The organism is Streptomyces sp. NBC_01317 (assembly GCF_035961655.1).
Taxonomy (GTDB): domain Bacteria; phylum Actinomycetota; class Actinomycetes; order Streptomycetales; family Streptomycetaceae; genus Streptomyces.
This window is the reverse complement of record NZ_CP108393.1, coordinates 6333270-6348616: the sequence shown is the minus strand read 5'-3', so window position 1 is coordinate 6348616 and position 15347 is coordinate 6333270. Positions and strand designations below refer to the sequence as shown.

The window sequence follows — 15347 nt, the reverse complement described above, 5'->3', positions numbered from 1 at the left end:
GCGATCCGGTCGCGGCCCCGGGCCCGGCTCAGCTGTTCGCGCGTCCGCCGACCTGGATGCCCGCCATGCGGGACCACTCGTACCGTCCGGTGCGCACCTTCGCGGCGAACTCGCCGTCGAAGGATTCGTGCAGGGTGAGTCCGGCCTTCTGGGCGGCGCTCAGCGCGACGCCGTGCGAGGGGGCGACGAGGTCGCCCCAGCCGCCGTCCCCGCCGACGAGCACGATGCGGGTGCCCGCCTGTCCGAGGTACGCGAGCCGGCCCTCGGCGCCGCCGTGCTTCCTGGCGAACGCGCCGATGTGCTTGGCCAGGCGCGCGGCGCGCCGCTCGTCGCGGGCGCCGCCCCGTCCGGTCTCTGCTCCGGTGTCTGCCGTGTCGTCGTCTGTCTCTGCCATGGCCCCGATGCTACCGATGGGTAACGAATCGGGCTACCGCAGGACCGGCCTACCGCGGGACCGGCCTACCGCGGGATCGGCCTACCGCAGGAAGGGGTCGACCGCCACGGCGACGAACAAGAGGGAAACATAGGTGATCGACCAGTGGAACAGCCGCATCTCCTTGAGCTTCGCGCCCGTCACCCCGGACTTCGCCCGCGACTGGAGGCCGTGGGCCTCCCAGAGCCAGTAGCCGCCGGACACCAGCGCCACCGACGTGTAGAACCAGCCGGTGTAGCCCAGCGGCGTCAGCAGCAGCGAGACGGCGACCATCACCCAGCTGTAGGCGACGATCTGGCGGGCCACCACCCGGTTGGACGCGACGACCGGGAGCATCGGGACGCCCACGCGCGCGTAGTCGTCCTTCACCTTCATGGACAGCGGCCAGTAGTGCGGAGGCGTCCAGAAGAAGATGACGAGGAAGAGGATGACCGCGGCCCAGGAGACCGAGTCGGTCACCGCCGACCAGCCGATCAGCACCGGCATGCAGCCCGCGATGCCGCCCCAGACGATGTTCTGCGAGGTACGGCGTTTGAGGATCATCGTGTAGACGACGACGTAGAAGAGCAGCGCGCCCAGCGAGAGCGCCGCCGACAGCCAGTTGACCAGCAGCCCGAACCACAGCGTCGAGACGACGGCCAGCGTGAAGCCGAAGGCCAGGCACTCGCGCGGCGAGACCATGCCGGTGACCAGGGGACGCTGCGACGTACGGTCCATCAGCGCGTCGATGTCCCGGTCGATGTACATGTTCAGCGCGTTGGCACCGCCCGCGGAGAGATATCCGCCGACACACGTGGTGACCACGAGCCAGAGATCCGGCACCCCTTGGGTGGCCAGGAACATCACCGGGACCGTGGTGATGAGCAGCAGCTCGATGATCCTCGGCTTCGTCAGCGCCACGAACGCCAGGACGCGGGCTCTGAGCGGCCGGCGGCCCCCCGGGATCGGAGTCTGGACGACCCCTGCGGGTCGGGACTCGACGGCTGTCACGTACACCCCTGACAGAGAAACCCAGCAAGCTCCGGGCGTGAAGACCCGGTAAAGGCTTGCGCGTACCACGTCACTCTAGACGTTGCCCAGATGCCGTTCTTCGCGGGGGTGGGGTCGTGTTGGGGGCGCTCCGCCGCCCCCTTTCGCCGCGCCGGGAGGCGAAGTGTCCGCACGCGTCGCACTCTGGAAAGGCACTCGAAAAGATGGGTGTTTGTCGCGAGGGTAGGCTCGGCAGCGAACCGGTGCGCCCTCAGAGCACCGGGATTCGACAGCTGGAGAGGAGCCCTGACTCAGGGTGAGCACCAAGCCGACCACCACAGACGTCGAGTGGACCGATCTGGACCGTCGGGCAGTCGACACCGCCCGCGTCCTCGCCATGGATTCCGTACAGAAGGTCGGCAACGGCCATCCCGGTACGGCCATGAGCCTGGCGCCCGCTGCCTATCTCTTGTTCCAGAAACTCATGCGGCACGACCCGGCCGACGCCCAGTGGACCGGTCGTGACCGGTTCGTCCTCTCGCCGGGGCACACCTCCCTGACCCTCTACATCCAGCTCTTCCTCGCCGGGTACGGCCTGGACCTGGCCGACCTGGAGGCCTTCCGGACCTGGGGTTCGAGGACCCCCGGCCACCCGGAGTACGGCCACACCGTCGGCGTCGAGACCACGACGGGCCCGCTCGGACAGGGCGTGGCGAACGCGGTGGGCATGGCGATGGCCGCCCGCTACGAGCGCGGACTGTACGACCCGGAGGCGGCGGCCGGCACCTCCCCGTTCGACCACACCATCTGGGTGATCGTCGGCGACGGCTGCCTCCAGGAGGGTGTCTCCGCGGAGGCGTCCTCGCTGGCCGGCCACCAGAAGCTGGGCAATCTCGTCGTGCTGTGGGACGACAACCACATCTCCATCGAGGGCGACACGGAGACGGCCGTCTCCGAGGACACCCTCAAGCGGTACGAGGCGTACGGCTGGCACGTGCAGCGCGTCGACCAGCTGCCGAACGGCGACCTGGACCCGCGAGGCCTGTACGAGGCGCTGAGGGCGGCGCAGGCCGAGACCGGGCGCCCGTCGTTCATCGCGGCCCGTTCGATCATCGCCTGGCCCGCCCCGAACGCGCAGAACACCGAGGCCGCGCACGGCTCGGCACTGGGCGGCGACGAGGTCGCGGCCACGAAGCGCGTGCTCGGCTTCGACCCGGAGAAGTCCTTCGTCGTCGACGACGAGGTGCTCGCGCACACGCGCGAGGCCCTCGACCGCGGCCGCGAGACGCGCGCCGAGTGGGACAAGCTGTTCGCCGCGTGGCGTACGGCCAACCCCGAGCGCGCCGCGACGTTCGACCGGGTCCGCGCCGGCGAGCTGCCCACCGGCTGGGAGGAAGTACTGCCGGTCTTCGAGACCGGCAAGTCCCTTGCCACGCGCGCCGCTTCGGGCAAGGTGCTCCAGGCCCTCGGGGAGGTCGTCCCCGAGCTGTGGGGCGGCTCGGCCGACCTCGCGGGCTCGAACAACACCACCATCGACAAGACGTCGTCGTTCCTCCCGGAGGGCAACCCCCTGCCGGAGGCGGACCCGTACGGCCGCACGGTGCACTACGGCATCCGCGAGCACTCCATGGGCGCGACGATGAACGGCATCGCGCTGCACGGCAACACCCGTATCTACGGCGGCACCTTCCTGGTGTTCTCCGACTACATGCGGCCGGCCGTCCGGCTCGCCGCGCTGATGCGCGTGCCGGTCACCTATGTATGGACGCACGACTCGATCGGCCTGGGCGAGGACGGCCCGACGCACCAGCCGGTCGAGCACCTGTCCGTCCTGCGGGCCATCCCGGGTCTCAACATCGTCCGTCCCGCCGACGCCAACGAGACGGCGATCGCGTGGGCGGAGATCCTCAAGCGGCACCCCAAGCGCGCGCCGCACGGTCTGGCGCTGACACGCCAGGGTGTGCCGACGTACGAGGCCGACGCCGATGCGGCCAAGGGCGGTTACGTCCGCTTCGAGGCCGAGGGCGGCCCCGCGCGGGTCGTGCTGATCGGTACGGGCTCCGAGCTCCAGCTGGCTGTCGAGGCCCGTGAGCTGCTCCAGGCGGACGGCATCCCCACGCGGGTCGTGTCGATGCCGTCGGTGGAGTGGTTCGACGAGCAGGACCAGGCCTACCGGGACGCCGTACTGCCGCCGTCCGTGAAGGCGCGCGTGGCGGTCGAGGCCGGGATCGGGCTCACCTGGCACCGTTTTGTGGGCGACGCGGGGCGCATCGTGTCGCTGGAGCATTTCGGGGCATCCGCGGACGCGAAGGTGCTGTTCCGCGAGTTCGGCTTCACCGCCGAGGCGGTCGCCACCGCTGCCCGGGAATCACTGGAAGCCTCCGCGCGCTGACGCCGTTATACGAACCGTAGGAGATGTATTTCTCATGACAGACGCACTCAAGCGCCTCTCCGACGAAGGCGTCGCGATCTGGCTCGACGACCTGTCGCGCAAGCGCATCACGTCCGGCAATCTCGCCGAACTCATCGACCAGCAGCACGTGGTGGGTGTCACCACCAACCCGTCGATCTTCCAGAAGGCGATCTCGGAGGGCGACGGGTACGACACCCAGCTGACCGAGCTGGCCGCCCGCAAGGTCACGGTCGAAGAGGCCATCCGCATGATCACGACGGCGGACGTCCGCGACGCCGCCGACATCCTGCGCCCGGTCTTCGACCGGACGGACGGCCAGGACGGCCGGGTCTCCATCGAGGTGGACCCGCGCCTGGCCCACAACACGACCGCGACCACCGCCGAGGCCAAGCAGCTGGCGTGGCTGGTGGACCGGCCGAACACGCTCATCAAGATCCCGGCGACCGAGGCCGGCCTGCCGGCGATCACCGAGACCATCGGCCGGGGCATCAGCGTCAACGTCACGCTGATCTTCTCGCTGGAGCGCTACCGCAAGGTCATGGACGCCTACCTGTCGGGTCTGGAGAAGGCGAAGGCCTCGGGCCTGGACCTCTCGAAGATCCACTCGGTGGCGTCCTTCTTCGTGTCCCGCGTGGACACCGAGATCGACAAGCGGCTCGACGCGCTCGGCACGGACGAGGCGAAGGCGGCGCGCGGCAAGGCCGCCCTCGCCAACGCCCGGCTGGCCTACGAGGCGTACGAGGAGGTCTTCTCCTCCGACCGCTGGGCGGCCCTGGACCGCGCGCAGGCCAACAAGCAGCGTCCGCTGTGGGCCTCGACGGGCGTCAAGGACCCGGCGTACAAGCCGACCCTGTACGTCGACGAGCTGGTCGCGCCGAACACGGTGAACACCATGCCGGAGGCCACGCTGGACGCCACCGCGGACAGCGGGCAGATCACCGGTGACACGGTGCGCGGCACGTACGACCAGGCACGCGCGGACCTCGATGCCGTCGAGAAGCTGGGGATCTCGTACGACGAGGTCGTCCAGCTGCTGGAGGACGAGGGCGTCGAGAAGTTCGAGAGCGCCTGGACCGACCTGCTCAAGTCGACCGAGGCCGAGCTCAAGCGCCTCGCCCCTTCGGAGGGCTGATCTCCTTGACCGCAACCCACGGAGCGAATCCGCTCCGTGACGCCGCGGACCGACGGCTCCCGCTCATCGCGGGGCCGTCGGGCCTGGTCATCTTTGGCGTCACGGGCGATTTGTCCCGCAAAAAGCTGATGCCCGCCATCTATGACCTCGCCAACCGCGGGCTGCTGCCGCCGGGCTTCTCGCTCGTCGGCTTCGCGCGCCGCGAATGGCAGGACGAGGACTTCGCGCAGGAGGTCCACGACGCCGTCAAGGAACACGCGCGCACGCCGTTCCGCGAGGAGGTCTGGCAGCAGCTCGTCCAGGGGATGCGCTTCGTCCAGGGCAACTTCGACGACGACGAGGCGTTCGAGAACCTCAAGGCGACGATCGACGACCTCGACAAGAAGCAGGGGACGGGCGGCAACTTCGCCTTCTACCTCTCCGTACCGCCGAAGTTCTTCCCGCAGGTCGTCCAGCAGCTCAAGAAGCACGGGCTGGCCGACCAGAAGAAGGGCTCCTGGCGCCGCGCGGTCATCGAGAAGCCGTTCGGGCACGACCTCAAGTCCGCGCAGGCCCTCAACAAGGTCGTGCACGAGGTCTTCCCGTCCAACGAGGTCTTCCGGATCGACCACTACCTCGGCAAGGAGACCGTCCAGAACATCCTGGCGCTCCGCTTCGCCAACACCCTGTTCGAGCCGATCTGGAACCGGTCGTACGTCGACCACGTCCAGATCACGATGGCCGAGGACATCGGGATCGGCGGCCGGGCCGGGTACTACGACGGCATCGGCGCGGCCCGGGACGTCATCCAGAACCACCTGCTCCAGCTGCTCGCGCTGACCGCGATGGAGGAGCCCGCCTCCTTCGACGCGGACGCGCTGGCGGCGGAGAAGACCAAGGTCCTCGGCGCCGTACGGCTGCCGGCCGACCTCGGCGCGGACACGGTGCGCGGGCAGTACGCGTCCGGGTGGCAGGGCGGCGAGAAGGCCGTCGGCTACCTCCAGGAAGACGGCATCGACCCCAAGTCGAAGACCGACACCTACGCCGCCGTGAAGGTGGAGATCGACAACCGCCGCTGGGCGGGCGTCCCCTTCTACCTCCGTACCGGCAAGCGCCTCGGCCGCCGGGTCACCGAGATCGCGGTGGTGTTCCAGCGGGCCCCGCACTCCCCCTTCGACCACACGGCCACGGAAGAGCTGGGGCAGAACGCCCTGGTCATCCGCGTCCAGCCGGACGAGGGCGTGACCATGCGCTTCGGCTCGAAGGTGCCCGGCACGGCGATGGAGGTGCGGGACGTCTCGATGGACTTCGCGTACGGCGAGTCCTTCACGGAGTCCAGCCCCGAGGCGTACGAGCGGCTCATCCTCGATGTGCTGCTCGGCGACTCGAACCTCTTCCCGCGCACGGAGGAGGTCGAGCTGTCCTGGAAGATCCTCGACCCGATCGAGCAGTACTGGGACGCGCACGGCAAGCCCGCGCAGTACGAGTCCGGGACCTGGGGTCCGGTCGAGGCGGACGAAATGCTCGCACGACACGGACGGAGCTGGCGTCGGCCATGAAGATCGACCTTACGGACACCACGTCCAGCAAGATCAACAAGGCGCTGGTGCAGGGGCGCAGGGCGATCGGCACCCCCGCCGTCGGCATGGTCCTGACGCTGGTCCTCGTCACCGACGAGGAGAACGCGTACGACGCGCTCAAGGCCGCCAACGACGCGTCCCGTGAGCACCCCTCGCGCAAGCTCGTCATCATCAAGCGGGTCTCGCGCTCGGCGCGCGACCGCGCCAAGCCGCGCCTGGACGCCGAGGTGCGGGTGGGCGTCGACGCCGGCACCGGCGAGACGGTCGTCCTGCGGCTGTACGGCGAGGTCATCGACCACGCCCAGTCGGTGGTCCTGCCGCTGCTGCTGCCGGACGCGCCCGTCGTCGTGTGGTGGGCGGTCAACGCGCCCCTCAACCCGGCGAAGGACCCGCTGGGCACCCTGGCCCAGCGCCGGGTGACGGACACGTACGCGGCGGAGCACCCGATCGAGGAGCTCAAGTCCCGCGCCGCCGTCTACACCCCCGGCGACACGGACCTCGCGTGGGCCAGGATCACCCCGTGGCGCTCCATGCTCGCGGCGGCCCTGGACCAGGTCGAGTGCGCGGTCACCGGGGTCGAGGTGGAGGGCGAGGAGCTGAACGCGAGCGGTGAGCTGCTCGGCATGTGGCTCGCCGACCGGCTGCACGTACCGGTCAAGCGCACGGTCTCGGCCGGTCCCGGCCTGACGTCCGTCAGGATGGAGACCGACTGCGGGCCGATCACGCTCACGCGCCTGGACGGCACGCTCGCGACGCTGTCCATCGACGGCCAGCCGGACCGGGCGGTGGCGCTCAACCGGCGTGACACGTCGGAGCTGATCGCGGAGGAGCTGCGCCGGCTCGACCCGGACGAGATCTACGCGTCGGCCCTGCGGTACGGCGTGGAGAAGCTCGGGGACGCGTCGGGGCAGGCGGTCCCCACCCCGGAGGCACCGGCCGCCCCCGCGAAACGGGCCGCGGCGAAGAAGGCGGCCTCGAAGTGAGCGCCCCGCACCTGGTCGTCCACCGGGACAAGGAGCTGATGGCGCAGGCCACGGCGGCCCGGCTGATCACGAGGATCGTGGACGCCCAGGCCTCCCGCGGCTCTGCCTCGGTGGTGCTCACGGGCGGGCGCAACGGCAACGGCCTGCTGGCCGCGCTGTCGGCGGCGCCCGCGCGGGACGCGGTCGACTGGTCGCGTCTCGACCTGTGGTGGGGCGACGAGCGCTTCCTGCCGGAGGGCGACCCGGAGCGCAACATCACCCAGGCCCGTGAGGCGCTGCTCGACTCGGTTCCGCTGGACCCCGCCCGGGTGCACGCGATGCCGGCGTCGGACGGCCCGTACGGCAACGACGTGGAGGCGGCGGCCGCCGCGTACGCGACCGAACTGGCCGCGGCCTCCCGCCCGGAGGACCACGCCCAGGTACCGTCCTTCGATGTCCTGATGCTGGGGGTGGGCCCCGACACGCACGTGGCGTCGCTCTTCCCCGAGCTGCCCGGGGTACGGGAGACGGAGCGCACGGTCGTCGCCGTGCACGGCGCTCCCAAGCCTCCGCCGCTGCGCATCTCCCTCACCCTGCCCGCGATCCGCGCGGCGCACGAGGTGTGGCTGCTGGCGGCGGGCGGGGACAAGGCGGGGGCGGCGGAGATCGCCCTGTCGGGCGCGGGCGAGATCCAGGCCCCGGCGGCGGGCGCGTACGGCAGGAGCCGCACGCTGTGGCTCCTGGACGCGGACGCGGCGTCGAAGCTGCCGAGGGACCTGTATCCCCCGTCGGTGGCCTGACGTCCTGTCACCACCCCGACGCGAAGGCCCGGTTGCGCCGCGAGGCGGACCGGGCCTTCTGCGTCGCCACTGCGCCGCGTCAGAGGATGACCTGGTCCGCGCCCGCCTCCAGCCGCGTGACGGCGGTGCGGACGGCGGCGGTGAAGGCGTCGAAGATCTCGTTGGTGGAGCCCGCCCGCCCGGCCCGGGTGAAGGTGCCGAACATGCTCCTCCGCAGGTCGGTGGTGAGTTCCAGCTGTCCGCCCTTGCCCAGCAGGGTGCGGTTGCACAGGTTCTCCGGGTCCACCCCGGCGAGGTCCGGTACGGCCGACCCGTCGATCGTCTGGAACCCGGCCGCCCGCAGCTCGTCGTGCAGGTACTGCTTGAACGTGGCGTTGCGCCCGCCCACGACCACGGCCTCGGGCCGGGAGACGGGCGCGCCGGCCTGGTCGGGCCTACAGCCGTGCAGGGACACCACGTTGAGGCTGCCGGCCGCCAGGGACAGGGCGACGCGGTCGTCGATGTGGGACGAGGTGATGTGCAGATCCCCGTTGCCGGCGTCGAGCAGCCCCTCGAACATCCAGTAGTCGTGGAGCGCGCCCCCGCCCGGCAGGGGGGCGAGGGTGGCGGGGTGGTATCCGGCGATCGCGAGGCACAACTCCGAGGTCCCGGTCTCGATCCCGCCCCCGTGCGGCGCCATCACGACGGTGCGGCCGTACGGGAACACCGAGCCGAGGCTGCTGTCGACCCGCTCGTGGCGCCGGTAACGGCGGGCGAAGTCGGTCCCTTCCCTTCCCGCGAGCCGGGTGTAGAGGTCGGTGGAGGAGGCGTAGTGGTCCTCCACCGCCACGACGGCCCGCGCCTGCCCGGCCGTCACGGACCCGCTCACGGCGGCGGTGGCGAGAGCGGCAAGTACCGTACGGCGGCTGGTTGCTGTCATACGGTCATGTTCGCGTCCCGCGGACCGTACGTCACTCGGATTCCAGGAACGGTTCCAGCAGGCCGGGGACGGCGTGGGCCGCGAAGGGGAGGGCTTCGGCCTGTGACGCGTCCTTGAGGGAGTACGCGCCTTCTCCGGCGGCTGTGGTCGCCGTCAGGGTGATCAGGCCGGCCCTGCGCTGGAAGTACGACTGGCTGATCGTCCAGCCGATCACACCGCCCCGCTGGAGGGCAACCGTCGTGCGGCGGAGTGTTCCCGAGCGGGCCACCAGGTAGGCGCCGGTGGTGGCGTGGCCCAGGTTGCGGGCCGCGTCCAGGGCCAGGAGGACGGCCAGGGGGAGCAGGACGGCCGTGGCCGCCGCCGCCACGTACAGCAGCACCTTCGTCAGGAGGAGGCCGAGGACCGCGAGGAGCGTGGCCGGCAGCAGGACCGCCGCCAGGGCGCGGCGCAGTCTGCGGGAGCGGGCCGCCCTCGGGTGGGGGATCAGCCGGGCCGTGTGCGTGGGGGACGCGGGCTCCCGGAGGACCTGTGCCGCCAGTGCGTGGACGAAGGAGGTGGGCGCGGCGGGCAGGAGGGTCTTGTGGTCGGCGTGTTTGTCCTCGTCGTCGTGGACGAGGCCGGTGGCGACGGCGTCCAGCCGGGCCGCGCCGACGAGCCGTACGCCGATCGGTTCGACCAGCTCGACGCCGCGCAGCCGCCGTTCCTCGATGGAGACGGACCGGGAGGTGAGCAGCCCTCTGCGGACGCGCAGGGTGCCGCCGGGCTCCCTTTCCAGCCGGTAGTTCCACCACATCTCGACCCACAGGCCGAGGGTGCCCACGATGCCGGCCAGCCCCGCCGCCGCGACCAGCGCGGCGGCCGACCAGAGCAGCGGGGTGTCCCGCAGGCGGTCCGCCACCCAGTCGATCACCTGGGTCTGGGCGCCGAACCAGTCGCTGACCTGGAGGAGACCGCCGGCGGCCGTGCCGCCGAGCAGGGGCGCGAGGAAGGAGACCGGGGCGTATCTGATCCAGCCGGGGTCGAGGACCGCCAGCGTGCCCTCGCGGTGCGGTCCGGGCTCCCCGGGGGTCCGGTCGAGCAGTTCCCTGCGGAGCCGCTCCCCCTCGGCCCTGCGGACCGCGTCGAGCTCCAGGGTGGATTCGTTGCCGGTGTGCTCGCCGGTGCCGATCCTGACCTTGACGAGGCCGAAGGACCGCAGCAGGAGGCTGGCGGTGAGGTCGACGCCGCGTATGCGTTCGCGGGCCAGGGACCGGCGTTTGACCAGGAAGAGGCCGGTGTGGAGTTCGGCCCGCTCGGGGCCGATGCGGTAGCGGGTACGGCGCCAGCGGACGTACTCGCCGCCGGTGCCGCACGCGGTCAGGGCTCCGGTGCCGGCGAGGACCCAGGCCAGTGCTTCGCCCAGGGGCATGCCGCCCGTCATCCCGACAGCGGTCGGCACCCCGGCACCGAGGGCGATGCCCGCGAGGACGGTCGCGGTGACGAGGAGGCTGCGCCGGTCCAGCCGCCGCCACCCCTCGGGGCCCTCTGCCGGGGCGGCCCGTTCCGTGCCGCTGACGGCTTCCCCGGCGGTGACCGCACCGGCAGCGGCGGGGTCCTCGCCGGGACCGGCTGCCGCCGCCTCCGTCTCGCTCATGTGGCGTCGCCGGGCGTGGCCCCGGTGATCCGTGTCAGACGCTCGGCCAGGTCCGCGGCCAGCCGGTGGTCCAGCCCCGCGAGGTGTACGGCGCCCTTGGCGGACGCGGTCGTGACGATGACCGTGGAGAGCCGGAACAGCTGCTCCAGCGGGCCGCGCACGGTGTCCACGGTCTGGATCCGGGACATCGGCGCGATCCGCCACTCCTGCCGGAAGAAGCCCGTGCGGACGTAGACCGCCTCGTCGGTCACCTCCCAGCGGTGCACCCGGAACCACCACACGGGCAGGAACACCGCACCGAGGAGACCGAGCACCGCGAGGGCGGCGGCGGCCGTGAGCAGCCAGGTCCGCGCGGGGGCGATGAGCGCCCCCAGCACGGCGAGCGGCACGACGGGGACGACGGTGAGCAGCAACACGCGCGTGCGCCACCAGGCGACGACGCGGGGGTCGAGCGTGTCGCGGGGCGGCCGCAGGTGCCGTACCACCTGCGGCCCGCCTATCCCGGGTGCGCTCATCTCTCAGCGGCCGCGCAGGGTGCGGTAGGTGGCGACCAGCGCCGCCGTCGACGAGTCGAGGTGGTCACCGGCCTCGTCACCCGTCAGGACCGGTTCGATCTTCTTGGCGAGGACCTTGCCGAGCTCGACGCCCCACTGGTCGAACGAGTCGATGTTCCAGATCGCACCCTGGACGAAGACCTTGTGCTCGTACAGGGCGATCAGCTGGCCCAGGACGGAGGGGGTCAGCTCGTCGGCGAGGATCGTGGTGGTGGGGTGGTTCCCCCGGAAGGTCTTGTGCGGCACCAGCTCCTCGGGCACCCCCTCGGCCCGTACCTCTTCGGGGGTCTTGCCGAACGCCAGCGCCTGCGTCTGCGCGAAGAAGTTGGCCATCAGCAGGTCGTGCTGGGCGACCAGACCCGGCGCCAGGTCCCCGACGGGCCGGGCGAAGCCGATGAAGTCCGCCGGGATGATCTTCGTACCCTGGTGGATCAACTGGTAGTACGCGTGCTGGCCGTTGGTGCCGGGCGTGCCCCAGACCACCGGGCCCGTCTGCCAGTCGACGGGGTTGCCGTCGCGGTCCACGGACTTGCCGTTGGACTCCATGTCCAACTGCTGGAGGTACGCGGTGAACTTGGACAGGTAGTGGCTGTACGGCAGGACCGCGTGAGACTGCGCGTCGAAGAACGCGCCGTACCAGACGCCCAACAGACCCAGCAGCAGCGGCGCGTTGGACTCCGGCGGGGCGGTGCGGAAGTGCTCGTCCACGAGGTGGAAGCCGTCGAGCATCTCGCGGAAGCGGCCGGGGCCGATCGCGATCATCAGGGAGAGGCCGATGGCGGAGTCGTACGAGTACCGCCCGCCGACCCAGTCCCAGAACTCGAACATGTTGGCCGTGTCGATGCCGAAGTCGGCGACCTTCTCGCTGTTCGTGGAGAGCGCCACGAAGTGCTTGGCGACGGCCTCCTGGCCGGCCCTCAACTCGGTCAGCAGCCAGTCGCGGGCCGATGTGGCGTTGGTGATGGTCTCGATGGTGGTGAAGGTCTTGGAGGCGACGATGAAGAGCGTCTCGGCCGCGTCCAGATCCCGTACGGCCTCGTGCAGGTCGGCGCCGTCCACGTTCGACACGAAGCGGACCGTGAGGCCGCGGTCCGTGAAGGACTTGAGGGCTTCGTACGCCATCGCGGGGCCGAGGTCGGAGCCGCCGATGCCGATGTTGACGACGTTCTTGATGGGCCGGCCCGTGTGGCCGGTCCACTCGCCTCCCCTGATCCGGTCGGAGAAGGCGGCCATCTTGTCGAGGACCGCGTGCACGGCCGGTACGACGTTCCCCCCGTCGACCTCGACCACGGCGTCCCGGGGCGCGCGCAGCGCGGTGTGCAGGACCGCGCGGTCCTCGGTGGTGTTGATCTTCTCGCCGCGGAACATGGCGTCCCGCAGCTCGCTCACCCCGGTGGCCGCGGCCAGCTCGCGCAGCAGCGCCAGCGTCTCGTCCGTCACCAGGTGCTTCGAGTAGTCCAGGCGGAGATCGCCGACCCGGAGGGTGTAGTCGGTGCCGCGCGCCGGTGCCGCGGCGAACAGCTCCCGCAGACCCGTCTGGCCCAACTGCTCCCGGTGCTTGCCCAATGCGGCCCACTCGGGCGTGCGATTGAGCCTGCTGCGGCTTGCTGCGTTCATTCGGACATCAGCCCACTTCTGCTCGTGCCTGCGTGCTGCCCCTGCTGCCCCTCCAACCTAATTGATCAGACGGGCCAGCGACGCGACGGCCGGTACGAAGAGCGCGGCGGCCACCAGGGCGGGTGTGTTGAGCCCCCATCCGGCCGCCGCGGCGCCGCCGAGCAGCGCGCCGAGCGGGGCTCCGGCGACGGCGAGCGTACGGAAGGCGGCGCTGATGCGGCCCAGCGCGGGAGCCGGGCTCCGCTCCTGCACGAGCGTGGTCTGGTTCACGTTCCACACCATGCCGCACAGGCCGAAGACCGCGAGGCAGACCACGGCCACCCACAGCTCCCGCACCGTGGCCAGGGCGACCAGGACCCCGGTCTGGACGGTGCCGGCCAGGAGGACGGCCCGTATCCGCCCCGTCCGCTCGGCGAGCCGCCGGGCGAGCAGCCCGCCCAGCACACTCCCCGCCCCGTACCCGGCGACCGCGAGCGCGTACCCGGCGTCGCCCGCGTCCAGCCAGCCCGTGACGTGCAGGACGAGGGTGGCGATCAGGGCGCCCATCCCGATGTTGCAGAGGGTCGTGGCCACGCACAGCCCGCGCAGGGTCCGGTCGTGCCACAGGACACGCAGCCCCTCGGCCATCTCGGCGCGCAGGGTGGAGCCGGCCTTGCGCGCGGGCCGTACCGCCGGTTCGGCCCGCAGCGAGGCGATCAGCAGCGCGGCCACGCCGTAGGTCGCCGCGTCGGCCGCGTACGGCAGGGAGGCGCCGCCCAGCAGCAGCACCGGCACCAGGGGCGCGGCGAGGAACGTGCCGGCGATCTGCTGTCCGGTCATCAGCCGGGCGTTCGCGCTCCCCAGCGCCCCGGGCGGCACGAGGGAGGGCAGCAGGGCCGTCGCCGCGTTGTCGAAGAGCGTCTGGAAGGTGGTGAGCACGAACGCGAGGGTGATCAGCAGGGCGACGGAGGCGTGGCCCAGGGCGACGGCCACCGCGAAGGCCGCCATCAGGACGCCCCGGAGCAGGTCGACGCCCCACATGGCCCGCCGCTGGTCGACCCGGTCGGCGACGGCCCCGCCGAGCAGCCCGAACAGCAGCCACGGCAGGTAGCCGCAGGCGGTCACCGACGCGATCAGCAGCGGGTCGTCGGTGAGCGTGGTGGCGAGGAGGGGCATCGCGGCCGTCCGCAGCGCGTCCCCGAACCGGGAGACGACCGCGGCGGACCACAGCCGCCCGAACCCGCCGCGCCACGCGGGCGCCCGTACCTCCGCCGCCTCCGCCGTTCCGACAGCCGACACCCCGTCCCCCTCCGGCTCCACGGCCCGCATCCGCCGCTTCGAGAAATCCGATGCTGAGAACCGTAGACGGAGGCACTGACAACGGGGCCGGCAAAGGCGGCCGGGGAAACAGGCCGGGAAACAGCTCGGCCGGGCCACCTGACACAGGTGACCCGGCCGGACCGGATTGTCTTGAACTCGCGGCTCTCGGGACAGGCCCTAGATCTCGCCGCGCAGCTTGGCGAGCGCCTCCGCGAGGATCGCCTCGCCGTCCGCGTCGCTCCGCCGCTCACGTACGTAGGCGAGGTGCGTCTTGTACGGCTCGGTGCGCGGCGGGTCCGGCGGGTTGTCCCGGTCCTGGCCGGCCGGGAAACCGCAGCGCGGGCAGTCCCACGTCTCCGGAACCTGCGCGTCACTGGCGAAGCTCGGCACCGTCTCGTGCCCGTTGGAGCACCAGAAGGAGATGCGCAGGCGTGGCGCGGACTCGCCACGCTCGGCCTCGCCCATCGGCCCCGCTCCGACCCGGCTTCCCCGGATCGCGTTGCCACTTGCCACGGTCGTAACTCCCTGCGTGATGGTGCCGCGAAGCATCGATAGGCAGCTCCCGCTGCCGGGTGGCGCCCCAGTCTACGTAAGACCGGCCGGCGATCGCCGGTCGGTCTCAGGCCCAACGCGCGTCCAGAGAGGGGAGTTACCCCTGCCGCGGGGCGCGGAAGCTCATGATAGGCCGCGCCCGCGGCGCCGTACCGTACGTGCGGTCAGCTGTCCAGCTTGAGCAGCAGGCCAAGTACGATAATGCTCGCGAACCACAGCAGACCGACAACCACGGTGATGCGGTCGAGGTTACGCTCCGCGACCGAGGACCCACCGACGGACGACTGCATTCCGCCACCGAACATGTCGGAGAGGCCGCCGCCCTTCCCCTTGTGCATCAGCACCAGCAGCATCAGCAGCAGGCTGAAGATGATGAGGGCGATCGAGAACCCCATAACCACGGCTGGACCAACTTCCTCGGACTGACAGGACTGAATTCGGACTGGTCAAGGACTGCGGGGGCCGGATGGCTGGCCACCCGGCCCCCGCAAGGGTACGACGGATC

The 15347-nt window shown here is 71.3% G+C and carries 14 protein-coding genes; 5 read left to right on the top strand and 9 right to left on the bottom strand.

All coding sequences use genetic code 11. From position 1 onward, the window contains the following. Positions 1–28 precede the first annotated feature (28 nt). Positions 29–394, bottom strand: coding sequence for a hypothetical protein (locus OG349_RS27565; RefSeq protein ID WP_327237154.1), 366 nt, complete (start codon positions 392–394; stop codon positions 29–31). 81 nt (positions 395–475) lie between these two features. Further along, positions 476–1423: a heme o synthase gene (locus OG349_RS27560; RefSeq protein WP_327237153.1), complete on the bottom strand. Its 948-nt coding sequence runs from the start codon at positions 1421–1423 to the stop codon at positions 476–478. A 295-nt stretch (positions 1424–1718) separates the two neighbouring features. Between OG349_RS27560 and tkt the strand changes: the two genes are divergently transcribed. From tkt to pgl, 5 genes are read left to right on the top strand one after another with little or no spacing between them, the layout of a single operon-like run. After that, complete coding sequence (tkt, locus tag OG349_RS27555) at positions 1719–3794, top strand: transketolase (RefSeq protein WP_327237152.1); 2076 nt, start codon at positions 1719–1721, stop codon at positions 3792–3794. Positions 3795–3828: 34 nt separating this feature from the next. Then, positions 3829–4947 (top strand): transaldolase, encoded by a 1119-nt coding sequence (gene tal, locus OG349_RS27550; RefSeq protein WP_327237151.1) that lies wholly within the window; start codon positions 3829–3831, stop codon positions 4945–4947. A gap of 5 nt (positions 4948–4952) precedes the next feature. After that, complete coding sequence (zwf, locus tag OG349_RS27545) at positions 4953–6485, top strand: glucose-6-phosphate dehydrogenase (protein ID WP_161308958.1); 1533 nt, start codon at positions 4953–4955, stop codon at positions 6483–6485. Continuing rightward, on the top strand, positions 6482–7489 hold the full coding sequence (gene opcA, locus OG349_RS27540; protein WP_327237150.1) for a glucose-6-phosphate dehydrogenase assembly protein OpcA: 1008 nt from the start codon (positions 6482–6484) through the stop codon (positions 7487–7489). The genes zwf and opcA overlap by 4 nt, the downstream gene beginning before the upstream one ends. Continuing rightward, positions 7486–8268, top strand: a complete 783-nt coding sequence (gene pgl, locus OG349_RS27535) for a 6-phosphogluconolactonase (protein ID WP_327237149.1) — start codon at positions 7486–7488, stop codon at positions 8266–8268. Before opcA ends, pgl begins: the two co-directional genes overlap by 4 nt. Before the next feature lie 79 nt (positions 8269–8347). Here pgl and OG349_RS27530 read toward each other — a convergent pair whose 3' ends face one another. The 7 genes from OG349_RS27530 to secG all read right to left on the bottom strand — a co-directional run bounded on the left by OG349_RS27530 (position 8348) and on the right by secG (position 15237). Next, entirely contained in the window at positions 8348–9187 is an 840-nt protein-coding gene (locus tag OG349_RS27530; RefSeq protein WP_327237148.1) for a poly-gamma-glutamate hydrolase family protein, read from the bottom strand. Between the two features lie 31 nt (positions 9188–9218). Continuing rightward, positions 9219–10820 (bottom strand): PH domain-containing protein, encoded by a 1602-nt coding sequence (locus OG349_RS27525; protein ID WP_327237147.1) that lies wholly within the window; start codon positions 10818–10820, stop codon positions 9219–9221. Then, a complete protein-coding gene (locus OG349_RS27520; protein WP_327237146.1) occupies positions 10817–11335 on the bottom strand; it encodes a PH domain-containing protein in 519 nt (172 codons plus the stop codon). Before OG349_RS27520 ends, OG349_RS27525 begins: the two co-directional genes overlap by 4 nt. Positions 11336–11338: 3 nt before the next feature. Beyond that, entirely contained in the window at positions 11339–12991 is a 1653-nt protein-coding gene (gene pgi / locus OG349_RS27515; RefSeq protein ID WP_327237145.1) for a glucose-6-phosphate isomerase, read from the bottom strand. A gap of 57 nt (positions 12992–13048) precedes the next feature. Beyond that, complete coding sequence (locus tag OG349_RS27510) at positions 13049–14299, bottom strand: MFS transporter (protein WP_442806321.1); 1251 nt, start codon at positions 14297–14299, stop codon at positions 13049–13051. Between the two features lie 168 nt (positions 14300–14467). Next, positions 14468–14803 carry an RNA polymerase-binding protein RbpA gene (locus tag OG349_RS27505; protein WP_078615979.1) on the bottom strand — a complete coding sequence of 112 codons (336 nt, stop codon included), beginning with the start codon at positions 14801–14803 and terminating at the stop codon, positions 14468–14470. A gap of 203 nt (positions 14804–15006) precedes the next feature. Then, positions 15007–15237, bottom strand: a complete 231-nt coding sequence (gene secG, locus OG349_RS27500; RefSeq protein ID WP_327238748.1) for a preprotein translocase subunit SecG — start codon at positions 15235–15237, stop codon at positions 15007–15009. Positions 15238–15347: the final 110 nt, after the last annotated feature.